Origin of the sequence: Corynebacterium hindlerae (genome assembly GCF_014117265.1) — a bacterium.
GTDB lineage: Bacteria > Actinomycetota > Actinomycetes > Mycobacteriales > Mycobacteriaceae > Corynebacterium > Corynebacterium hindlerae.
Map to the genome: position 1 here is coordinate 1,496,052 of NZ_CP059833.1, position 22,919 is coordinate 1,518,970.

Annotated in this window: 16 protein-coding genes; 7 read left to right on the forward strand and 9 right to left on the reverse strand. The window is 56.9% G+C overall.

Annotated elements, in window-relative coordinates:
• Window positions 1-46: 46 nt before the first annotated feature.
• The 6 genes from HW450_RS07395 to HW450_RS07420 all read left to right on the forward strand — a co-directional run bounded on the left by HW450_RS07395 (window position 47) and on the right by HW450_RS07420 (window position 10,857).
• Window positions 47-1,621 carry a type I restriction-modification system subunit M gene (locus HW450_RS07395; protein ID WP_182385015.1) on the forward strand — a complete coding sequence of 525 codons (1,575 nt, stop codon included), beginning with the start codon at window positions 47-49 and terminating at the stop codon, window positions 1,619-1,621.
• Window positions 1,618-2,787, forward strand: coding sequence for a restriction endonuclease subunit S (locus HW450_RS07400; RefSeq protein ID WP_182385016.1), 1,170 nt, complete (start codon window positions 1,618-1,620; stop codon window positions 2,785-2,787). The genes HW450_RS07395 and HW450_RS07400 overlap by 4 nt, the downstream gene beginning before the upstream one ends.
• Before the next feature lie 22 nt (window positions 2,788-2,809).
• Window positions 2,810-3,886: a RhuM family protein gene (rhuM, locus tag HW450_RS07405; RefSeq protein WP_182385017.1), complete on the forward strand. Its 1,077-nt coding sequence runs from the start codon at window positions 2,810-2,812 to the stop codon at window positions 3,884-3,886.
• 76 nt (window positions 3,887-3,962) lie between these two features.
• Complete coding sequence (locus tag HW450_RS07410) at window positions 3,963-7,409, forward strand: DEAD/DEAH box helicase family protein (RefSeq protein WP_182385018.1); 3,447 nt, start codon at window positions 3,963-3,965, stop codon at window positions 7,407-7,409.
• On the forward strand, window positions 7,409-9,442 hold the full coding sequence (locus HW450_RS07415; RefSeq protein ID WP_182385019.1) for a KAP family P-loop NTPase fold protein: 2,034 nt from the start codon (window positions 7,409-7,411) through the stop codon (window positions 9,440-9,442). Before HW450_RS07410 ends, HW450_RS07415 begins: the two co-directional genes overlap by 1 nt.
• A gap of 98 nt (window positions 9,443-9,540) precedes the next feature.
• On the forward strand, window positions 9,541-10,857 hold the full coding sequence (locus tag HW450_RS07420; RefSeq protein ID WP_182385020.1) for an ISL3 family transposase: 1,317 nt from the start codon (window positions 9,541-9,543) through the stop codon (window positions 10,855-10,857).
• A gap of 258 nt (window positions 10,858-11,115) precedes the next feature.
• On the opposite strand, the gene HW450_RS07425 is transcribed toward HW450_RS07420, so the two are convergent.
• Window positions 11,116-11,568, reverse strand: a complete 453-nt coding sequence (locus tag HW450_RS07425) for a PaaI family thioesterase (protein ID WP_182385021.1) — start codon at window positions 11,566-11,568, stop codon at window positions 11,116-11,118.
• Between the two features lie 77 nt (window positions 11,569-11,645).
• Here HW450_RS07425 and paaZ point away from each other — a divergent pair, with 77 nt between their 5' ends.
• The gene (gene paaZ, locus HW450_RS07430) at window positions 11,646-13,628 is read left to right on the forward strand and encodes a phenylacetic acid degradation bifunctional protein PaaZ (protein WP_182385022.1); all 1,983 of its coding nucleotides are present in this window, start codon (window positions 11,646-11,648) and stop codon (window positions 13,626-13,628) included.
• A gap of 60 nt (window positions 13,629-13,688) precedes the next feature.
• Here the strand turns inward: paaZ and HW450_RS07435 are convergent, their stop codons facing one another.
• The 8 genes from HW450_RS07435 to HW450_RS07470 all read right to left on the reverse strand — a co-directional run bounded on the left by HW450_RS07435 (window position 13,689) and on the right by HW450_RS07470 (window position 22,895).
• On the reverse strand, window positions 13,689-14,846 hold the full coding sequence (locus HW450_RS07435; RefSeq protein ID WP_182385023.1) for an AAA family ATPase: 1,158 nt from the start codon (window positions 14,844-14,846) through the stop codon (window positions 13,689-13,691).
• Between the two features lie 93 nt (window positions 14,847-14,939).
• Window positions 14,940-15,407: a hypothetical protein gene (locus tag HW450_RS07440; protein ID WP_220463889.1), complete on the reverse strand. Its 468-nt coding sequence runs from the start codon at window positions 15,405-15,407 to the stop codon at window positions 14,940-14,942.
• A gap of 99 nt (window positions 15,408-15,506) precedes the next feature.
• Window positions 15,507-17,831, reverse strand: coding sequence for a bifunctional lysylphosphatidylglycerol flippase/synthetase MprF (locus tag HW450_RS07445; RefSeq protein WP_182385025.1), 2,325 nt, complete (start codon window positions 17,829-17,831; stop codon window positions 15,507-15,509).
• A complete protein-coding gene (locus HW450_RS07450) occupies window positions 17,831-19,063 on the reverse strand; it encodes an alpha/beta hydrolase (RefSeq protein ID WP_182385026.1) in 1,233 nt (410 codons plus the stop codon). The genes HW450_RS07445 and HW450_RS07450 overlap by 1 nt, the downstream gene beginning before the upstream one ends.
• Window positions 19,064-19,681 carry a DedA family protein gene (locus tag HW450_RS07455; protein WP_182385027.1) on the reverse strand — a complete coding sequence of 206 codons (618 nt, stop codon included), beginning with the start codon at window positions 19,679-19,681 and terminating at the stop codon, window positions 19,064-19,066.
• Between the two features lie 119 nt (window positions 19,682-19,800).
• Window positions 19,801-20,514 (reverse strand): nitroreductase family protein, encoded by a 714-nt coding sequence (locus HW450_RS07460; RefSeq protein ID WP_182385028.1) that lies wholly within the window; start codon window positions 20,512-20,514, stop codon window positions 19,801-19,803.
• Between the two features lie 22 nt (window positions 20,515-20,536).
• Complete coding sequence (locus HW450_RS07465) at window positions 20,537-21,496, reverse strand: ABC transporter substrate-binding protein (protein ID WP_182385029.1); 960 nt, start codon at window positions 21,494-21,496, stop codon at window positions 20,537-20,539.
• Window positions 21,497-21,524: 28 nt separating this feature from the next.
• The gene (locus tag HW450_RS07470) at window positions 21,525-22,895 is read right to left on the reverse strand and encodes a VWA domain-containing protein (protein ID WP_182385030.1); all 1,371 of its coding nucleotides are present in this window, start codon (window positions 22,893-22,895) and stop codon (window positions 21,525-21,527) included.
• Window positions 22,896-22,919: the final 24 nt, after the last annotated feature.

The window sequence follows — 22,919 nt, forward strand, 5'->3', positions numbered from 1 at the left end:
TCTTACTCCCGGCCCGGTTAGGGCGGGCACAAACCAAGGAAAATTCATGAATCACTCTGAGTTCAAGAGCCGCATCGACAAGATTTGGGATGTTTTCTGGTCTGGCGGTATTGCCAACCCGATGAATGTCATCGAACAATTCACCTACTTGCTCTTCCTCCGCCAGCTCGACAAGCAGCAAGACAGCCTTGACGCGCAACGAGCTTTCGGCAAAGAGGCCCCGGCTCGCGCCGATATTTTCCAACCAAATCAACAAGATTTCCGATGGAAGAACCTGGTCACCGAGACCAGCCCGACTCGTCTGAAGGAACTCGTCGAGGACCACGCATTCCCTCACATGCGAAATCTCGGCAGCTCTGGCATGGCTGCTCACATGAAGAATGCCAATTTCGGCATCGATAACCCCAATACGCTACGCACGGTTATCAGCCAGATCGATGAGCTACCGCTGACCAAGCAGGACCTACTCGGTGATCTCTACGAGTACATGCTCTCTAAGCTCAGCAGTTCAGGCACGAATGGTCAGTTCCGCACCACGCAGCACGTCATTGACCTCATGGTGGAACTCATGAGACCGGCTCCCAATGAACGAATCATTGATCCAGCTTGTGGCACGGCAGGATTCTTGGTCAACGCTTGGGAGTGGATGCAGCACAACCACGAAGCAGAACTGCTCAAGAAGAGCACCCGCGATAGCTTTCAAACCAACGGTCTTACTGGCTACGACAACGACTCAACGATGGTCCGATTGTCCGCAATGAATTTGTTCATGCACGGCTTCCAGGAGCCGAACATCAAATACAAAGATTCGCTGGGGCCAATCGATCCGCAGGACGAAGATGCTTTCGATATCGTTCTTGCCAACCCACCATTTTCCGGCACCATCGATGCCGCCGGCATGGACAAGAAGCTCAATCGCCTTGCTTCAACCAAGAAGACTGAGCTGCTGTTCATCAACCGTTTCCTGAGTTTGCTCAAAATCGGCGGCCGCGCAGCCGTTATCGTCCCTGAAGGCGTACTTTTCGGTTCTACCAAGGCCCACAAAGCGATCCGCAAGGAACTTATCGAGAACCAAAAGCTCGATGCCGTCATCAAGCTCCCTTCCGGTGCGTTCAAGCCGTACACTGGCGTTTCCACTGCAATCCTCTGTTTCACCCGCACCGACGCTCCTGACACAGACCATGTCTGGTTCTACGAGGTGCGTGCCGACGGCCGCTCCCTCGACGACAAGCGCACCCCGCTTCTCGACGAACATCTGCTCGGCCCTACGCCTCTCGACCGGCTGCCTGATCCTGACAATCCCCTCGACAAGCCTAAGGCAGTCGAGCTCACGGACGAGCAACACGAGAAGAATAACCTCCCCGACGTGGTGAAACGCTTCGCGCTTCGCGATACCACTGAGCTTGAGCGTGCCCGCACCGAGCAGAGCTTCTGCGTACCTGTTTCCGAGATCGCCGACAACGACTACGACCTTTCCATGAACCGCTACAAGGAAATAGTCTTCGAGGACGTGGAAACTCGCGATCCAATGGAGATTATTGCGGAGATTGAAGCCCTCGATGCGGAACTCGCGACTGGAATGGCGCAGCTCAAGAGGCTGCTGGGCGGTGACGCGAAGTGACGGTTTCACGTGAAACTTGGCCGATGGTGCGGTTGGGGGATGTTTGTGATCGAAAAATCGGAAAGTGGGATCTTGGGACTCGTAAGAAATATGTAGATATTTCTTCCGTGGATTCAATATCGAAAAAAATAATCGATGCTAGATATGTCGATCCGGAAGAAGCTCCTAGCCGGGCGAGGCAGGTCGTTCAAGAAGGAGACGTTCTCGTTTCAACTGTGCGGCCAAACCTGAATGCAGTAGCTTTGGTGAGCTCATCATTGGATGGACACGTTACCAGCACGGGATTCTGCGTGCTTCGACCCGATAAAACAATTTTGAACTCGACATTTCTCTTCTCATTCGTGCAAACGAACTATTTTATTGAGCAGTGTGTAAAGACGGCAACTGGGATTTCCTATCCTGCTACAACTGCTACCAAAATTCTGGATATCAAGATCCCCCTCCCTCCCCTTGCCGAGCAGCGGAGGATCGCGGAGATTCTTGAGGTTACGAATCAAAGGCTCAATGCGACTCAAAAACAACTTGAGGAACTTGACGCGATTCGCAACAGTTTGATTCGTGAGATCGATGACCTTACTGCGTCTACCTGTCGACTTGAGGAGATTGCTGCAGTTTCAGGTGGCCTCTCTCTGAGTTCCAAACGCGCGAAAAACCCGATTGAGGCAAACTATCTCAGAGTCGCAAACGTTCAACGAAATTCAATTGATCTCGGCGAAGTGAAGACCATTCGTGTTACTGAACGAGAGTTTGATCGATGCTTGGTCGCCGACGGAGACATACTGATGCTCGAAGCAAATGCAAACCCTCGGGAAGTTGGCAGAGCCGCAATCATTTCTCCAGGAGATCACCGATTTGTATTCCAAAATCATCTATTCCGTGTCCGATCCATTGCCACTTCGCCGATCGTTCTGAACGCACTCTTGTCTGCTCCTTCCGTTCGACTTCAACTTATTCGTTGTGTCAAAACAACTTCGGGACTGAATACAATGACAATCAATCAAGCCCGTGACTTACTCATTCCCGACCTTCCAACGATCGACCAAGAACGATTTGAGTCCCAGCTGCTGAAAATTGAAGAGTTGCGGGGCAAAATCCGAACGCGGATCCGCCTACTTGAAGAGCTCCACCAATCCCTTTCCGCTCGCGCTTTAGCTGGTCAACTGTAGGATTTCAGCCAGGAGGTAAGCAATGTCCACACCAGATCAGCCAATTGAGAAGGGCGTCGATCAGCTCGGCGAGTTTGTCATCTACCGCACCCTCGACGACCTCACCGAGGTACACCTCCGTTTGATCGATGGCAGCGTGTGGATGACGCAAGCCGAGATTGCCGAACTTTTCGGCATCACTAGCGCAACTGTCAGCATTCACCTCAAGAATATCTACGCAGAAAACGAGCTGACCAGGGATCGAACTCTTAAAGAATTTCAAAGAGTTCAGAATGAAGGCGACCGGGACATCGTCCGCAGCCTCAACCATTACAATCTCGACGCCATCATGGCAGTGGGTTATCGTGTCCGCGGACCGCGGGGCGTCCAGTTCCGCACCTGGGCTTCTAGCATACTCACTGAGTATTTGGTCAAGGGCTTTGTGATGAATGACGAAAAGCTCAAAGACCCTCGCGGACAGGATTACTTTGATGAGCTGCTCGCACGGATCCGAGATATTCGATCTTCGGAATACCGGTTCTACGCAAAGTTACGCGACATTTTTAGTTTGGCTGATGACTACGACGCGAAAGCGCCGTCGACAAGACATTTTTTCCAGCGCATTCAAGACAAATTGCACTACGCGATCACTGGATTGACCTCGTCGGAAATCATTGCGACTCGGTGCGATCCACAAGCCGACAACCTTGGCTTAACTTCGTTCAAGGGCAACGTCGTGCGTAAAAGAGATATCACTAGCGCCAAGAACTATCTGACCAAAGACGAGCTCGAGATGCTCAACTTCTTGGTGTCTCAGTACCTCGATTACGCCGAGCAACAGGCCCGTCGCCGTAAGGTCATCCACATGGCGGATTGGATCGAAAAGACCGATTCCTTCATCGAGTTCAACGAGTACGAACCTCTCAAGGATCGTGGCCGTATCACGAGGAAGGAAGTCGAAAAGTTGGCCATCGAGCGGTATGAAATCTTCGACAGTCGACGCCGAGAAAAGGAAGATTCGGTTGTGGAGATTGAACTCCTGGAGCGACTGAAAGAAATGGATCGTCGGATTCTCGCGGATCGAAAGCGACTCGAGCCTCGTAAAGCATCTGACGAGTAGCAAAACAGATAATCTATTAGGTAAAGAAACTGTCACTTTAGGCGTCGAAAAGCGCCACCCCACCTGAGGACTTTGATTGACCACTCCTTCACGCTCCAACTTTGCATTTGTCGGACCTGTCTTCCCACGCCTGCTGAGTGATTGCCGTGGGGCGGAAGCCGCGGCCGTCAGCAACCCACGTGCGTCGGCAATTCATGCACGTTTCGTCACAGAAGCAATGATCAAACACATCAGTGCGTTCTATGGACTCGAGACAGGTGGAGCGATGCTGGACCTTGCCAGAGCGCCTAAGTTCCGCCAGGTTGTACCACCGAGCATCCAAAATAAGATTCATGCGCTGCGCAAGATCGGCAATGTTGCGGCTCACGAGGATAAGCATATCGAGCAACAAGTAGCTATCCACGCCATCGCCCACCTGTATGACCTCATGGTGTGGGCAGCCGCCAACGTGGCCGACCGCGGCCGCGCGGCGATTCCTAACGAGGCATTCGATCCGCAAATCCTCTTTGACGCACCAAAACAGCAGGCAAAGACCGCAGCTCAGTTGCGAAAGCTACAGTTTGAACTTGATCAGCGTGAGCAACAGCATGCCCTCCAGCTCTCGGAGGAACGCGAACGGCTGCGCGCTGAACGCGAAGAACACCTGCGCCAGCAGGAACGCTTCCGGAAGGAATCCGCCGAACAAGCAGCCGAAATTGCACGTCTTCGCGCCGAACTCGAAGAAAAGACTCGCGCGGAGCTAGTTGAAGCTCAGGCCGAGGCAGGAGCAGTAGACACCACTGCGAACTTTGCCATCAGCGAGGCCGATACCCGCCGCGACATCATCAATCCAATGCTCGCTGCCGCCGGCTTCTCCGTTGAAAAAGGGAATGTACGCGAGGAAGTGCAGTTGCCTTCGGGACGCGCAGATTATGTTCTCTACGGTGAAGACGGCAAGGCCTTGGCCGTAGTTGAGGCGAAGAAGCCGTCGGTAAGCATCTCAGCGGGTCGACAGCAAGCGGCACGGTACGCACGCGAACTAGAAGCCCAATTCGGCCAGCGACCAATCATCTACTACACCACGGGCTACCTGGTCGAAATGTGGGATGACGTAGCCCTCCCTAGTGGCGTCGAACCTAAACCACGCGAAGTAGATGGCTACGCGACCGCACGCGAGCTGTACCAACTGATTAGGTTCCGCACGCTTCGCCAAGATCTGACCAAAGTGACGCATGATTCCGAAATTGCGGGACGCCCCTACCAAGCAATCGCGATCCGGGCCGTCGCGGAGCACCTGAGCGATGGGTACCGTAAGGCCCTGCTAGTCATGGCTACCGGAACTGGCAAGACTCGTACTGCCATTGCTTTGGTGAAAATGCTGAAGGATGCTGGCTGGGTGAAAAACGTGCTGTTCCTTGCCGACCGCAAAGCACTGGTGAACCAAGCTGCGAAAAACTTCTCCGCCCTATACCCGGATGCGGGAATCGTAAACCTACTGAAGGAATCCAAAACCGATGGCACGGTTTATCTCTCCACCTACCAATCCATGATCAAGCAACTTGGGGAGAAGTTCACCCCCTACGCTTTCGACTTGATTATCGTGGACGAAGCTCACCGCAGTATCTACCGACGCTACCGGCGTATCTTCGATTATTTCGACTCCTACCTGATTGGCCTTACTGCCACGCCACGTGACGAAATCGACCACAATACATACTCGATGTTCGACCTCCAGGACGGCCAACCGACCACGGAATACTCACTCGAACAAGCAGTGTCCGAAGGCTACCTAGTTCACTACCGTCCGTACGCGGCGGAATCGATCATCCTGCAGACTGGCGTCTGTTACGAAGACTTGTCAGAAGAAGACAAGGTCAAATGGGATCTCGCGGAATGGGGTACCGACGAAGATGGAAACAAACTCGAATCCCCAGAAGGTGCCGACGCTTCTGAAATCAACGCCAAGCTCTACAATCTGAGCACCATCGACTTGGTCCTAAAGCAGGTACTCACCCACGGTATCAAGGTTGACGGAGCAGACCGCATCGGCAAGACGATCGTCTTTGCGCGAAACCAATATCATGCAGATTTGATCTACAAGCGGTTCGCAGTGGTTGACCCGAAGGTGAACGCTGAAGTGATTACCTCCGGCGTAGACAATCCAGACGAACTCATTGAGCGGTTTGAAGACCCGTCACCTCGTGGAATCGATGTTGCTATCAGCGTCGACATGCTCGACACCGGCATTGATGTCCCGGAGATCGTCAACCTTGTTTTCTTCAAGCCTGTCCACTCCCAAACCAAGTTCTGGCAGATGATAGGACGCGGCACTCGCACACGTAAAGAACTTTTCGGCGAAGGCCTAGACAAAGAAGAGTTCTTCGTCTTTGACTATTGCGACAATCTGCGCCACTTCGCTGGTGCGGACAAGCCTGCCACCGAAGGTTCTAAACAGCGTTCGCTGTCCGAGCGACTGTTCCTCCGCCGCCTCGAGCTGTTGGACAGATCAAAGGATGCCGAATTGCGGGCGTCCATTAGAACCCACCTTCAGCAGCAGCTGGGAGGCGTGCCAGAGTCTAGCCCGCTGGTCAGCCCCAAGGCCCGGCCCATTTTAGACCGCTATCGTGAGCCAGCTTCGTGGGAAAGCCTCAGTGCTGCGGACTACGCTGATATGGAAGAACACCTTGCCAATCTTCCGTTCGCATCTGCCGCGGAAAATGAGCATGCCAAACGCTTTGACCTAGTTGTCCTTGGCTGCCAGACGGCAGTGGCCGAGGAACAGCCCGTGCCCGATGGCTTTCGTTTACGCGTCCAACGACTCGCTACCAACCTGCTCACGAAGCTCAACGTTAAGTCAATCGCCGCTCAAGCGAAGCTCCTTGAACAAGCCGCGTCCGATGAGTGGTGGGACGGTGTCACCGAAATGGAACTGGAAGTGCTCCGTCGGGGAATGCGCTCACTCGTCCACAATGTAGATAGAGGCCAGCGCAACGCAGTCGTCATGGACATCAAGGACGAGCTCGGCGAACTCAACCTCATGTCCCTACCGCTCGAAGGAGCAGCCGGAACAGTCGTCGAAAGTACCGTTGAACAGAAGATTCAAGCTGTTTTGGATAAACACGGCGACGCTCTGGTACTGCAAAAGATTCGGCGAGCAAAACCTCTCACAGGAGTAGACATCATCTCATTGGAGCAGCTTGTTGCATCGGCTGGCATTTCAGATGTCGCCGGTCTACGCGAAGAGCTCGGAATGTCGCTTCCACGTTTCGTCCGCACGATGGTGGGCCTCGAAGAAAATGTAGCCCGGGAGGTCTTTGCCGACTGGATTTCAGGCAGTCGACTCAATGCCACTCAGCTCGCATTCCTCAATCGGGTAGTCGGTGGCCTCGTACAAAATGGCATCGTAACTATGGGCGATCTGTGGGAGGCCCCTTACAACGACTACGGAGATCCGCTCGATGTCTTCGGCGGTAATACAGCCATGGTGTATGACCTGCGGGATCGATTGCAACGGATTGAGCAGTCTGTGGAGGAGATTTCCTAGTGGGACTATTCACGTATCCTTCCCAAAGCCACCCTTTTAGAAGTAATGAACCTCAGGATCACACACTTGGGGAGACAACCTGGAACGATCGCCCAATCACAAACGCATCCGAGGACACATTGGGTAGAGCTGCTTTCGCTGAGAAAGTAGCTCTGTTCATCAATCGATGCACCGCCTCCGATGACTCAATAGTTTTCGGGCTCACTGGCGAATGGGGTGCAGGAAAAACATCGATAATCTCGATGGTTATTCAAGAACTATCCGCATGCTCAGATAACTGGAGAATTTCCGAATTCTCCCCCTGGGCAGCATCCTCGCCCAATGGCGTGATGGAAGACTTCTTTGCAGCTTTGGGCGAAGCTGTTCCTGAAGTCGACAGGAAAACGCTGGCCAAATCCCTCAGCAGCCTGTATTCCATTGCTGCTGAGGCAATCCAGCTCGGAACAAATTCTCACCTGGGAAGTTTGTCACTTAGGCCTCCAGGGTTACCTTCAAACAACAAATCAGAATTGGAAGAGTTTCAATCTTGGCGAACTTCCTTTGATAGTGCCTCTAAGCTTATTGCTCGTTCACATAAGAAAATTCTCATTGTTGTCGATGACGTCGATCGCCTTCAAAAAGACGAGCTGTCCTCACTCTTAAAGACCATTCGCCTGCTCGGACGATTTCCAAATATCCACTATTTGATGGCATACGACGAAGCGTCTCTTTCCGAAATATTTTCTGGTTCATCACTTGACCAGAACAGCCAGGATATCGCTGAACGCTTTCTGGAGAAAATTGTGCAATTCCCTATTGCTATCCCCCCTCTTTCTGAAGTCCAAATATTGGACACAATATCCAAAAAGCTCGAAACCATCCGTGGAGAGTACAACAAAAATGAAATTCCTCTAACTAGGTCAGGAACCGAACCCCCCTGGCACAATATCGATTCTCTTCTTGGGACATTTTGCAGAGCTCTAAGAACTCCGCGCGCAATAAATAGATTCCTAGCTAATGCTCGAATCAATGTCGATTTTAACGATCCAGGTGAAATCAATGTCGGAGACTGCATTGCACTTGCGTTTCTTCGCGTCATTGCACCACAAGTTCATGCTGAAATTGGTCGAAATAAGGAAACTCTTTGCCATAAGAGCTACAAAGAAGAACACCGCAAACGGGTGATCAATTCCGTATCTGCAATAGCCACCATTGCTCCTAGTCAACGACAATCAGCAGTTGAAGAGGTCTTGAATTGGCTGTTTCTCGGCCCTATGCCTGCAGACAAGGGCATCGTCTTACCTGAATACTTTGATCGCTACTTCCAATTCGGAATAACAGGATTCGACGTTAGCGATACAACTATTTCCACTGCAGCTGAGCGTGCGATTTCCAAAAAACCAGAAGTCTTGCTGGAATTGCTTCAAACCTCGAATCAGCATCAAATCAAATCTATCTTGATTAAATTAAGCCACTTTTCAAATCTGAGCATGAATACCGATCAGAAGCTAGCATTCTTGATGCATGTGATCCCAATAGCAACAAATTGCTGGGTCTCTCAATCCGTTGAATTGCCAGAACAAATGCTGATTGATTGGATTTATCCGTACTTGGCGAGCCTCCGCAAAGATATAAAAATTCCCGAGGCAATCAGTGCACTCGATCGAATTTCAAACGGAAAACTTCTTGCTGCGATTTTCCAAAGACTAGAGACCTCCTGGGAAATGGATAACATCAAGAGAGAGGATGTTGCATGGATGATGGAAGCCATTCCAATAGTGAATTCACAACTTTGCAGTCAATTCCTCGACGGGTTAAGGGAAGACCGCGATCACAAAGCACATCCTAGCCAAAATCGAGTTCTTGAATACATCGGTCTTTACGGTGTATTCTCCCAACTAAAAGTCTCCATCATCAACGATATTGAGCTTGGAAATATCGACGGCGGTGACGTCGCATCACGCTGCTATCAGATTTGGAAGGCGACTTCCAACAGCTATCAAACCAACAGATTAGCCTTTAACGGCTCATCCGGATCTGGAGTGCGTAATTAGCGGGAAGTGATATGTCGGGGTGGCACAACATATAGGGGCCCTGGCCGGTACAAGATGAGAGTTACCACACAACCATCTGACCGAACCAGGACCCTACAATGCAGCCTACGTTCAACCTCGTCGCCGACACCATTTGCCGCACCGCGGAACTGGGATTAACGATCACCGATGCCGCGGATGCCGGCGAGTTCACGGTCATCAGTGCTCGTCCCATCGACTCCTGCGACAAGTGCCCGGGCTGCGGACACACAGGGCGGCTGCGTGATCACGTCGTGCGCCGGCTGACCGATCTTCCCGTCGTCGGCTTCCCCACCAGACTGCAGGTACGCGTGCCGCGGTTCCTGTGCCTGAATCAGTCCTGTGCCCAGCGGATCTACCAGGGCGAACTGGCCTGCGCCGAACGCGGGCGCACCGTCACTCGCCGGGTGACCCGCTGGATTCTGCAACGGTTGGCGATCGACAAAATGAGTATCTCCGCCACCGCCAAAGCCCTGGGCTTGGGCTGGGACCTGGTCAACGACCTCGCCCTGGATGCCTGTCGGCACCTGGTCTACGACGACCCCGGCCACCTTGCCGGGGTACGCGTGCTGGGCGTGGACGAGCACGTGTGGAAGCACACCCACCGGGCCGGTGAGCCGGACTCGTTCGTCACCGTGCTCGTCGACATCACCCCCGTCATCGACGGCGCCGGACCGGCCCGGTTGCTGGACATGGTCCCGGGTCGTAGCGCCGCGGTACTGAGCGATTGGCTCAGCCAGCGTGGGCAGGGCTTTCGCGACCGGGTCGAGGTTGTCACGATGGATGGGTTTGCCGGCTACGCCACCGCCACCAAACAGGCCCTGCCGCGGGCGCAGGCGGTGATGGATCCCTTTCACGTGGTGCACCTGGCCGCCGACAAGTTGACCGTGTGCCGGCAGCGCCTGCAGCGGATGACCACCGGGCGGCGGGGCAAGAAAAACGATCCGTTGTATAAGAACCGGAAAACCCTGTTGACCAGGATTGACTTCCTCACTGATCGACAGCATCGGCGACTCGAGCAACTGTGGGCCACCGACGAAGACTACGTGGCTTTGGAGGTGACGTGGTCGGTGTATCAGCAGATCATCGCCGCCTATCAGCACCCGAAGAAAGCCGAGGGCAAGAAGCTGATGCGGAAGGTGATCAGCACGCTGCGTTCATCGACGATGCCGAAGGGGTTAGAGGAGATTAAGCAGCTGGGAAACACGCTGTACCGGCGCCAGAAGGACGTGCTGGCGTATTTCGATATCGGGGCGTCCAACGGGCCCGTCGAGGCGATCAACGGGCGCCTGGAGCATCTGCGCGGCATCGCTCTGGGGTTCAAGAACCTCGGGCACTACATCTTGCGATCCTTGATCCACTCCGGACAGCTGCACACCAAGATCAACGCACTTTAAATCCTGAAGAGCCCCTTTAACATGGGTCTATACCGACAATTGGTACCCACCGAATTGGATAGCTGGAGAGACAACGTCGCCACAGATGAAGATCACGCACCTATGACTTGGGGAGTACTTCGCTACCTCGCAGCCGATATTCTCTCAGAGAAGTCTTCTGACTCCAATCAATAATTCGCCATAGCCCTCAGGAATTTCAATCTTTGGCAAGCCCCGCTCCATATAGAGTTTCTTTGCGTCCTTGCCACGCCACAACCCCTACACCCGATCCACTATAGCGTCGGCACGCGCCGCCTCGAGCGCAGCTGACAGATCACCCAGCGGTTCCACGATGGCGTTGGTGATGCGCACGGTACAGAGCCGCTCCCCCGTTTCCTCGGCCGTGATGACCACTTCGTGCGAGGTCAGCGTGCGCCCGAGCTTGATGGGAGTGGCGACCGCACGAACATAGCCAGAGCGCGCGCCCCGGTGGTGGGTAGCGTTGATATCCACGCCCACGCAGGCTTTGCCAAGGGTGGAGGCGTATTTCAGCGCAGCCCACGAGCCGGCCATCTCACCGAGGCAGGCCATCGCTCCCCCATGCAAGGCTCCTAGGGACTGACGGTTGCGCTCGACCGGCATGCGCACCTCGACACGATCGACCGACTCGGAAACGACTTCAACGCCCATCCGAATGTCCAGCTCACCGAGCGAAATATTAACTGGATCCATGTAAACCTCCCAAAGCCTTTGTGATCTACGTTATACTCTAGAACATTCCCGACCGAACGTTCAGTAAAGGATGGAAAATGCTTGTTCCTAGCTACCTCTCCGGCCAGTGGACCACCCCGAAATCCCCTAGCAAAGTCACCGACGTACTGGACGCCCGCACCGGCGAAGTAATCGCCCAGGTCAGCACCGAAGGCCTGGACATCGCCGGCGCCATCGACTACGCCCGCACCACGGGCCAGGAGGGCCTCGGCGAGCTCACCATCCACGAGCGAGCCCTCAAACTCAAGGAACTCGCACTTTTCCTCGGCGAGTACAAGGAAGAGCTGTATCGCATTTCTGATTCCACCGGCGCAACGCAGCGCGACCACTACATCGACATCGACGGCGGCATCGGCACCCTGTTCACCTTTTCCTCCAAGGGCCGCCGCGAACTTCCCAACTCCCAGGTCATCGTGGACGGCCCCACCGAGCCACTTTCTAAAGACGGCTCCTTCATCGGCACGCACATCTACACCCGCATCCCGGGCGTCGCGGTGCAGATCAACGCGTTCAACTTCCCAGTCTGGGGCATGCTGGAGAAGTTCGCCCCTGCGTTCATCGCGGGCGTCCCCACCCTGGTGAAGCCCGCCACCCCGACCGGCTACGTCACCCAGAAGTGCGTCGAGCTCATGGTTGGTTCCGGCATCCTCCCCGAGGGGTCTATCCAGCTAATATCCGGCTCCGCCCGCACCCTCCTCGACCACCTCGACTACCGCGATCACGTCGCCTTCACTGGCTCCGCCGCCACCGCCGCGCAGCTCAAGGGCCACAAGAACATCATCGAGGGCGGCTTCCGCTTCACCTCCGAGGCCGACTCCCTCAACGCCGCGATCCTCGCCTCCGACATCACCCCAGAAGATCCCGAATTCGACGCCTACATCAGGGTACTTTTCACCGAAATGACCGCGAAGGCCGGCCAAAAGTGCACCGCCGTCCGCCGAGCAATTGTGCCACGCCCGCTTATCGACGCCGTCAAGCAAGCCCTCGAAACCAAAGTGTCCGAGAAGGTTGACCTGGGTAAGACAATGGGTCCATTGGCCTCCTTTGAGCAGCAGCAAGATGTGGAACAGGCCGTCGCAAAGCTGGAGGCAGCTGGAGGCGTGGCGACGCGCGTCGGCACGCTGCCCGAACAAGGCGCCTACGTACTACCCACCATCCTGACCTGGGACAACGACTCCGATGAGGTCCACGACATCGAGGCGTTCGGCCCGGTCGTCTCCATCCTCGGCTACGACACCGACGCCGAAGCTATCGCGCTCGCGCAGCGTGGCAAGGGCTCCTTGGTGGCCACGGTCTGCACCCGCACCAAGGCAGCCGATTATGCTGCGGGAATGGCCGCCCACCACGGCCGACTACACTTCCTCGACCGCGATGACGCGAAGACCACCACCGGCCACGGCTCTCCCCTACCGATGCTCATCCACGGCGGCCCAGGTCGCGCGGGTGGCGGCGAAGAACTCGGTGGCGTGCGCGGCGTGAAGCACTACATGCAGCGCACCACCCTGCAGGGCACCCCGAATCACCTCACCGCCGTCACGGGCGAATGGCAGCGCGGGGCCGACGTCCAACGTGGCAAACACCCATTCCGCAAGTCACTAGCCACCCTGAAACTCGGCGACCAGTACGCCTCCGAGCTGCGCAAAGTGACCCTAGAGGACATCCTCGAGTTCGCAGAGAAGACCGGCGATACCTTCTACGCCCACACGGACGAAGAAGCCGCCATGGCCAACCCGTTCTTCCCACGCCGCGTCGCCCACGGCTACCTGCTGGTTTCTTGGGCGGCAGGCCTGTTCGTCTCCCCGGAGCCGGGACCAGTGCTCGCGAATTACGGCCTGGAAAACCTCCGCTTTATCACCCCGGTGACCTACGACGACTCCATCCGCGTCGAACTCACCGCCAAGCGCATCACCCCGCGCGTCACTGACGAATACGGCGAGGTCGCCTGGGACACCGTCATCTACAACCAGAATGACGAGATCGTCGCCACCTACGACGTGCTAACGCTAGTGGAAAAGGAATAACGAACCCCCTGCCAGGGCCACCTGGCAGGGACCTGCGCTTTTTAACCCCTTACAATCGTTTTAATCTTTATGATCTTGGGTACGAAACAGCGTAATAGCGGCATGTTCACGTAGATATTCCCGCATGTAAGGCAGCTCAAAGTCAACCAAACCGTACCCGGCACTACCAATCATTTCCGCGTCTATGAGGCGACGCCGGTAAGTCCCGGCATATTGAGAATTAACCTCCAAACGCTGGGCGATGTCCGACATGGCAGACGGGCCGTCATCAACCGCCATAGCAACCAAGAATGTCCTATCAACTTCAGACAGATCAGCCAGGGCGGGTTCATGAACAAGCTGCCCCAGCTTTCGCTTTGCCACTGACATGCCTTCGTTCACTGCTTTCACAGTAATGACACCATTTTCCCGACGTTTAAAACACTGCTGACCAATGAGTTGGATCATAAAAGGATAACCACCACAGGATGCAACAGCTTCATCAAGCGCTTCGTTATCCCACGAAACGCCCGTTCCTATGACAGGCTCCGCAAGTGCTTTACGCACCTCATCATCACCGATCATGCCAAGATCAATTCGGTTGGCCCTACGCAGAAATGTGACCGGGTTGGTGCCTTCCTGGCTGGCCAGCAAGGGTTTAATCGATTGCGGAATGCCAGCCAATGCGACGGCAATATTGCGATCTTCTCGAACCAAATGCTGGATGGTGGCACCAAACTCGATCACTTCGTCACACCGGTGATAATGCAACTCATCGAGGGTGATAAGGATGCCGACAGACTGCTGGTTTAACTTACTATCGACTTCTTCCTGCCACATCAGCAACTCAGTCAGCACCGAGCGCAGGGTCATTTTCGGCTGGTGAAGAACTGCCTCTGTGACCTGAACCCCACCAATTGCCGGAAGGCTAATTCCGGTGAGCTGCTTCTTGTGCGTGTGCAGTACATCGCTCGCAGTTCTAAAAAGTGCATCAATGATGCGCTCAGTGAATCCCGCTGTTGCAGTTTCTGAAATGACCCACCATGAGCGAGACTTTGCCTCATCCTCGAACGCATTGAGCAAAACCGTTTTTCCCACACCACGTAATCCGGTTATCAACGAGACACGCTCATGAGAGCCAGGACCATCGTCTAGCGCCTCAGCAAAATCGAAAATCTCATCGCGCCGACCAGCTAGATACGGCGGTGAAGAACCGAGAGTTGCGCGGAAAGGATTCATGCCACGATCATACTGCGCTTTTTAATCCCTTACAATCTTTTTAATCTTTATGATCTTGGGGATTTCTGCAGGTCGTAGGCATTCCCGACAGCGCTATTTCGCGCTTGGATCATACCCACCAGGGACGCATTCGGTGAGGTTGATCGGCTCCGGCGGGCTCAGCTCAGCGATGGTCTCTGGCAGCCAGCAAGTCCCCTGCAGTCCGAGGAATTGGCGGCCGTCGGGCTTGAGTTCCACCCAATGGTCATCAACGAACTGGGCGTAGAGCACCTGCTCTGTTGCTGGGGCTCCGTATTTGGCCCACGCGCCATCACAGTAGCTCAGCTGGGCTTCATGCTCGGAGCGACCAGTTTCGGCAGCGATGCGCTTGGATTGACAACGTTCCACCATGTATTCCGGCGCTTGGTGCTTGTCGGACCCTGGCTCCGTGCCGCCAGGTTCAACAGCGATGGGGTTCGGCAGCGGAATCGGTGGCAGTGGCGGAGATTCGGGGCCACTGGCGACGGTCTGTATTTTGGCAGTCGTCATCGGGGTTGGGACCGCCTGGCTCTGCTCTGGCATTCCACAGGCGGCGAGTATGACACTGAATGAACTTAAGACAACTATCTTCCTCATGGCCCTGCCCCTAAGGGGTAGCCACCACAGATAAAAGGTCTGTTATCAGTTCTTGCCCAAAGTGTGCCACGCTAGTTTCCTAGCTTCGGCCCCGATTTCAGGAACGTAGCATTTGGACACCGCCATGCCGATGGCTGGTAGTGCTAGCGGATCGCGGTACAGCATCAGCCAGGTTTCGTGCACCGGATCAAACTTACGTTTAAAAGCGGCCAGTGACCGGAACCCGTAGAGCGGTTCCAGGGCAGATCCCACGCGTTCAAGCACCTGCCCCAAGGCGCCGGGATCCGTGGCGGCCAGCGGCGCGCCGGACAGGGATACCCAGCTCAGGCCGTCGTTATACGCCTGCTCTACTACTGAAGCGATCAGGAATTCAACCACTGGGCGGAACCCGTCGGTGCGGCGCCGCATGAAGTCGAGGACGATGCCTCCCGGCGCGGGTAGCCAGCTGGTGACGCCGTGGACTTGCCCCTCCTCGTCGAGGGCCAACATGAGCCGCACTGCAGGGTCATCGAGCTCAGCGAGACCTCCGAGCGTAAACCCCATTTCGGGCAGCGCCTTGTCGGATACCCATTCTTCGGAGATCTCTGCAATTTGTGCACGTACTGTGAGCGAGCATTCGGACCAAGTCGTCCATTCGGCGTGGATTCCTTCTTTGGTCGCGCGGTTGCGGGCAGTGCGGATGTCTTGAAACTTCTTGCCTTTGAACTCCGGGGCGTCCACCACCGGGATCACGGACTCTTCCGCCACCGCCACCCGATTCCAATGGTCTCTGGTCTCTGCAAACGAAGGCCGAACCGAATACCAGGCAACCTGGGCGCCGGTCGAGTAGATGTAACTCTCGAAGGCGTCGGCAAGCTCGGGCGGCCCGACCGGCTCACCAACGGTGACGGCAATGCCATTGTGAAGCCGGTAGGCAACATAGCCTCCGTCGCCAAACCAATAGGAGTTGCCAGGCCACAGCGTCATCCAGGACAGGTGGTCCCCGCCGCCAGCCTGCAGCAGCTCCCGGGCGCGCACCCGATCCGACTCCGACACGGGGTCCGGCGCGCTGCCGATAAGACGAATAAACAGCACCAGGAACCCAGCCCAAAACACGACACCGACCCATTGGGTGAGCGCCCACGCCGTTGGCGTCGTCGGCAAGACATCAAAAGAAGCAAACTTAGCGACGACCGGTGGCAGGTATCTAAGCGGCAGCGCCGCAAGCAGCTGGGAGAACGAAGCCTTGAAGACCATCCGCCCCACCACAAGCCACACCGCAGCAGTGGCCACGAACCATCCCGCGACGGCTGCGAAGAAACCCAGTCGACGATTCACGCTGAGCTTCACCGAGAACAGCCCCCGGCGCGCGACCAAGAAACCGCCGCACAGCAGCCATGGCAAGCTGATATAGACCAGGAACACTGGGTCGTCGAAGCCCAAGCGGAAGAGTTCACCGCCAATGGCAAGCACCGTCACAGCCAACGCAAGGAGGCTGAAGTGGTACGCGATACGACGGCCACGTGCCAACCCCAGAGCAAAGACCGCGGCGATGAACAGTGGCATGGTGTTGGCTAGCGCTTGCCCCACCCCGGATGCGCTGAGATGCGACAATATCCGGGCGCAGGCCGCCGGTGCGACATTGTCCTCACAGACAAAAGTTACGAGGTCGCTCGATAGCTCGGGAACCACAAAGAACGCCACGTCGGAAAAGGGGCCGGCGGCATCTGGATTCATCCCCGAGAGCCACGGTCCTGCAAACACGGTGAGCACCATGATTGCAACCAACACACGGGACTCCCGGAGGGAGGACTTAGGCAATTGCAACTTGCGGTGGGACACCCACTGCCCTAGTAGCAGACCCGATATAGCGGCGCCGAAGAAAGCGAAGTCAGCCATCACACCGGCGTACAGGATCAGCGTGGTGGTAAGCACCAGCAGTAAGGTTCGAATACGGTGGCGCCACAGCGGACCCATTTGCGCGGAGGCGTACATGCTGATGCCGACCAGCCAGACAAACGGATTGAGGATACGCTCGTGTTCAAGCATGTCTCCCCAGTACAGACCTATCTTGTCCAGCGTCCACACGCATGCTGATCCCAGAGCTAATCCGATCAGGTGCGCGATCACAGCGCCGAGGAAGTACCGTCGCGACCCCAGGTTGCGTTCCACTGCCCCGCCAAGCAGCAATAGCGCAATGGTCAGCAGCACCGCCCCGGACCAGGTAGCCACTGTGAGCGCGGAGCTGAAGACCGTCCACCAGGGAGAATCTGTACTAATCCCGAATCCGAGGCTGTCGCGAATCCAGTCAGTATCGAATCCGTAGGTGGCTCGCAGCGCCCATAGCACCACGACCGCCCCGAGTGTGACTGGATAGTTTTTCAGTTTCATCACAGGCCGCCTCGCTTTGCTACAAAGTCCATGTTATTTCGCAGTGCCACACGCCACACTTGGTAACTGTGTCCGCCTGGCACCTCCTCATATGTCGAATCAATACCCGCTTCGGAAGCCAATTTATGCAGGTAGCTCAGGTCTTCCCGAGAGTGGAGATCTTTTTCTCCCGCGACGAATCGTCCCTGGAGGTGAGAGTATTGTCCATCTGAATTACGGAGCAGGTCAGCGGGATTGACTGCTCGGAACTGTTCCTCGTCACCACCGAAGAACTGCTGCACTGTTTTAACGTGATCGCCAACAGTCGGCTCTTTCTGGCCAGAAAAGTTCAGGAACGTCCCATACGCATCCGGGGCGTTGGTGACCACTTGCAGCGCACACGTCCCGCCGTAGGAGAGACCTCCGATGGTCCATTTCTGCTGGTCTGGCTGCACTCGGAACTTCTTTTTCAGCTGCGCCGGCACGTCCACAGCCAAGTATGTTTGCACCTTCTCGGTGGGGCCGTCAACGCAGATCGGATTCGCCGTCATCGACCCCGTCCCATCAACGCTAACCAGAATGGGGGATACGCCATCGTGTGCTGCTTGGAAGTCCTCCAAGGTCCGCGTGGCCTCACCGGGGTCAAACCATTGCGAGGGGGACCCGGGATTGCCCGCCAGCATCACGACGACTGGTAGCTGCAGCTCAGGCTGCGTGAAATACGCCGGTGGTATGTAGGCCAGCGCAGGTCGGTGGGTGAACTGGGTGGCTTCCAGATCCACGGTGACCAGGGCGCCCACTTCCCTGCCCTCAATTTCTGGAGGTGCACTAAGTTGCTGGAAGGTGGCGTAGTCCATCTTCTGCACGATGGGCCTAGGGTCAAGGGAATGAACGGTGGGATACTCTTGGAACTCCAGGTTAAACACGCCCCAGGCCCCGGGCAGCGCCAACAGCGTCATCAGCGCCAAGAGTTTCCGGCGCCCGCGTTGCAGCACGGTCCCAAACAGCGCAGTCGCTGCGACCCCTCCCGCCACATAGATCTGCCACGGAACCCGATCCGGGAACGGCTTCCACGTTTGTTCGAGGATGACCCAGCACGTGGCAGCAACCAACGCTGCCAGTACCAGTGACCACACGGTGCGCGCCCATGATCGGCGATATCCCCACATCGTTACACCGAACGCCGTGATGAGCATCGCGTAGATTACCCACGGGGCCGGGTTCTCTGTCAGGGAGATCGCACCAAAATTCATTTACTTCTCCACGCGAGCGAGTCGCAGCTGGTTCAGGTAGGAAAGCACAATTGGGAGCACGGACAGGCCCACGATGACCAGCATGATAGCGTCGATACGGTGCGCAATGCCGGGTATGTCCCTCAACAGGACGCCCACCAACACCATGGACACCACCCAGCCGATGGCGCCGAGCACATTCCACCCAAAGAATTTCCGGTAGGTCATATCCGCTGTGCCGGCAGCAACTGGGACGTAGGTGCGCACGATGGGCACGAACCTGCCCAAGACCAAAGCGAAGGCGCCGTGCTTGGCAAAGAATTCTTCTGCTTTGTGCAAGTGATCGGTTTTGAGTACCCGAGCGTCCGGGCTGAACATCCCGCGACCGAATCGGCGCCCCAACCAAAAGCCCACTTGATCCCCCAGCACGGCCGCAATCGCTGCCACCAGCAAGAGGGTCCACACCCGGATGCTGAGGTCGTGGCGCAAGATCGCGGCGGTGACTAGCAACGAGTCCCCGGGGAGGAAGGGGAAGAGGACACCGGATTCAATGAACACGATACCGGCTAGGCCTACCAACACCCAGGGGCCGAAGCCCTGCAGCAGCGTTGTGGCATCGAGCAGAGTGGAAAGAGACATACATTTTCTCCTGTTACATCAAGACAATAAACAATCTCTCTCAAGGCTCGGAAAGTCCAGTTAAAATTCAGATTTTCTGCTGGGCAGAAGTTAGGAGATTACTTTGGGGCGCTGATTGGCTACACAACGAACCCTTGCCTGCGGGCTACCTCGAAGGTCGAATCCCGTAGGTCCTGTGGCATCCGGTAGTGGCCGGCTATCTGGGCGGTGAAGCTAGGCACCGGCTTATCAGGATTGCGCAGGTCATAGTAGGTTTGGATGTCCTGGTCGTACTGCGCTACTGCCGCTGGATCCGCCTCCGCGTAGCTGTTTTCCATCACTCGGACGCTCCGTGGCAGGCGGGGTTTGAGCTGTGGCTGTTGGTTCGGCCAGCCAATTCCCATGCCCACTACCGGGAAGGTGAGTTGCGGTAGCTGCAGGAGGTCGATGACCGCCTGGGCGTCGTTATGCACGTTGCCGTAGAAGTTGACGCCGAGCCCCATGCTTTCCGCGGCGACACAGACGTTTTGTGCCATGAGGCAGGCGTCGGTAAAGCCCGCGGTGAAGTTGCGGGCGTACGCTCCGCCCTCGGCGTCGGTGAGCTGAGCATTGCGGTGGGTATCCACGATAAACAGCAGGTACACGGGCACATCCGCTACATACGGTTGGTTGCCGATCTGCGCTAGCTTGTCCTTCAGCGTCTGGTCAGTGACGTGGATGATGCTGCATTGCTGCAGGCCCAGGGAGCTGGGGGTGCGCATTGCAACTTCGAAAATCGGGTCCATGTTGACCGGTTCAGCGGAGAAGGCACGGATCGTGCGGTGGCCGAGCTGTGTGTCGATCGTGGAATTCATACTTAAATAGCGTACCTGTCCCCTACTTGGTGGTCAGAAACTCGGAGACCTGCGCCAGACCTTTGGTGATCTTGGCAGCTGAGGTCACGCCGGTGGTGGCGGTGTCGACGTAGTACACGCGTCCGTTCTTGATGGCCGGTACATCGGCCAATGCTGGGTTTTCCAGCACGGCTTTGAAGTCCTCTGCTCCCCTGCCTCGGTAATTCTGGATGATGATGACCTCGGGTGCCGCTTTGACGATCGTCTCTGGGTCAGCAGGCGCGGACCCGGGGGCGCCCAACTCGTCGATAACTGGTTTGCCACCCACCTCGCGTACCAGACCGTTGAGCATGGTGGTCTTGGACATGATGAGGTTCTTGCCGCCCCGGCTCATCATCGTCAGTACCGTCGGCTCGCCTTCCACCTTCTTCAGGACCTTAGCGCGTTCCGCTTCGATGGAGCTGCGCAGTTCTTTCCCGGCGTCTTCTTCGCCCACCAGCTTCGCCACTTCGTCGAGGTGTGTGAGGATGTCATCGATGCTGCTCCAGTCGTCGGAGGATACGACGGCCAGGGGCACGCCGGATTGTTTGAGCATGGCGGTGGCGTCCTTTTCGCCGTCGTGCCGGGCGCTGATGAGTACGAGGTCTGGGTTGCTGGCCAGGACCTGCTCGGGGTCTACCGGCGCCCCCACCTTCACCACGTGAGGCACCGCGGCAGCTTCTTCTGCAACTTTGCCCAGCTCAGGGTTCATTTCTGAGGCCATAACAACGCGGTCTTTCCCGACCAGCGGCAGCACGAGGGATGCCAGGTCTGGGGTCAGCACCGCGATGCGTTGTGGTTTGGCGGGAACCTCCACGTCAGTGCCGCCGACGCTCACGGTGCGTGGGAACTGCGCTGCGTCAGCGCTTTGGCTGGTTTTGGCGGTGTCTTGTTGTTCCGGCGCGGTCGTACCGCAGGCTGTGAGCAGCGCCAACGCAACGAGTCCGGTTAGTAGCTTTTTCATTGTTCTCCTTTGGTGAAGTGCCAGTTGGTTAAGGTGCGGTGAGCCACGCCAGCGGGTCGCCTCGCCGACGCGCACCCCGGTTGTTACCCAGGGGCATCAGGTGCACCAGGCTGGCGGTTTCCAGTTGGCGAAGTGCCCGGCGGGCGTCACGGCGGGCGATGTCTTTCCCGGTATCGGTGAACCCGACGTTGGCGGCGCCGTCGCTGAGCACGATGGTGCGAACGCGTTCCGGTGGGTGCCGGGAGGCTAATTTATGGGCCATGAGAAGCCCGGATGCCAGGGGAGTGCCACCACCGGTGGGGAGGGAGCGGACGCAGTCTCGGGCGCGGGTGACGCTCTTCGTCGGCGGCAGCCCCAGGTAGGCTTCGCCCCCCTTGGCGACGACAATTGCCACCCGATCCCGGTTCCGGTAGCCCTGATCCAAGATCCCGAGCGCTATCGACTTTGCGGTGCGGATCGCCCCGAGCCCCATTGACCCCGAAGCATCGACCACGATGATGGCCAGCCCCGCGCCACGGGTAACGCGTTGTTGGGTGCGCAGGTCATCCTTGGTCACCACGATCCGCGGTGATCCGCTGCTGCGCCGCAGCGGCTGCCAGGGCGCGGCCGCCGCCAGAGTCGGCAGAATTGCTAGTGGTGCGTCACCGGTGTGGGGGAGTACCCTGCGGATTCGCCCGCGTGAAGCCGAAAATTCTTCCGCCCCGCCCCGCCCTGGCCAGCGGGTTCGCCCGGCGCGGTTGCGCACTACGAGCTGTGGCGGCGGGGCAGGAGCGTCGGGTTCCTGGGGCGGCAGCTCCTCGGATTCTTGGCTTTCGTCGCGGGACTGTTGTTGTTCTGGTGCTTCTTCCTCCGCTGGATCTGGAGGCGGCGGGGGTTCGGTCAGCTCGGTGCGGGGCGCCACGAAGAGTTCGAATACGCCCTGCATAATCAGTGTTTCGTCCGCGCCGAGCGTGGCCAACTGTGCGGCGAACCGGGCTGCGGGGACATCGAGCCGGGCTGCCGCCAATCCTGCTGTGGTGAGCAGGTGCACGATTTTTTCCGCGGGTACTGCTGCCACCGTAGCGGCCGGGTCAACGCCGGGTAACTCCGCGGGTTGTAACAGCGCACGCACCAGCTGTGGGGAGGATTCCTGGTTAAGTTCCAGTACTGCTGGTGCTGCGTCCGCGAGGGCGCCGGGCAGGTCGGCAAGAGTGGCGGTGCGTACCAGGATGCGCTGGGCGCGGATCGCGGCTGCCATCTCAGGTTCCCAGGCTTCCCCATATGACACCACCGCGGTCGCTGCTTCTTGACTCAGGTGAGTAAGGTCCATGCCAGGGGAGAGGCGGACAGTAGGTCCGGCGAGTGCGATGAGTTGTGGCCAGAGGGCGTCGATAAGCGCCGCGTCCCCGACCACTGCCATGCCCACCCCTGGGCAACGTGCCCA

Coding starts and splice junctions, on each gene's coding strand:
- HW450_RS07395 (WP_182385015.1), top strand. CDS start 47: ATGAATCACTCTGAGTTCAAGAGCCGCATCGACAAGATTTGGGATGTT.
- rhuM (WP_182385017.1), top strand. CDS start 2,810: ATGTCCACACCAGATCAGCCAATTGAGAAGGGCGTCGATCAGCTCGGC.
- HW450_RS07420 (WP_182385020.1), top strand. CDS start 9,541: ATGCAGCCTACGTTCAACCTCGTCGCCGACACCATTTGCCGCACCGCG.
- HW450_RS07425 (WP_182385021.1), bottom strand. CDS start 11,568: ATGGATCCAGTTAATATTTCGCTCGGTGAGCTGGACATTCGGATGGGC.
- paaZ (WP_182385022.1), top strand. CDS start 11,646: ATGCTTGTTCCTAGCTACCTCTCCGGCCAGTGGACCACCCCGAAATCC.
- HW450_RS07435 (WP_182385023.1), bottom strand. CDS start 14,846: ATGAATCCTTTCCGCGCAACTCTCGGTTCTTCACCGCCGTATCTAGCT.
- HW450_RS07440 (WP_220463889.1), bottom strand. CDS start 15,407: ATGCCAGAGCAGAGCCAGGCGGTCCCAACCCCGATGACGACTGCCAAA.
- HW450_RS07445 (WP_182385025.1), bottom strand. CDS start 17,831: ATGAAACTGAAAAACTATCCAGTCACACTCGGGGCGGTCGTGGTGCTA.
- HW450_RS07450 (WP_182385026.1), bottom strand. CDS start 19,063: ATGAATTTTGGTGCGATCTCCCTGACAGAGAACCCGGCCCCGTGGGTA.
- HW450_RS07455 (WP_182385027.1), bottom strand. CDS start 19,681: ATGTCTCTTTCCACTCTGCTCGATGCCACAACGCTGCTGCAGGGCTTC.
- HW450_RS07460 (WP_182385028.1), bottom strand. CDS start 20,514: ATGAATTCCACGATCGACACACAGCTCGGCCACCGCACGATCCGTGCC.
- HW450_RS07465 (WP_182385029.1), bottom strand. CDS start 21,496: ATGAAAAAGCTACTAACCGGACTCGTTGCGTTGGCGCTGCTCACAGCC.
- HW450_RS07470 (WP_182385030.1), bottom strand. CDS start 22,895: ATGGCAGTGGTCGGGGACGCGGCGCTTATCGACGCCCTCTGGCCACAA.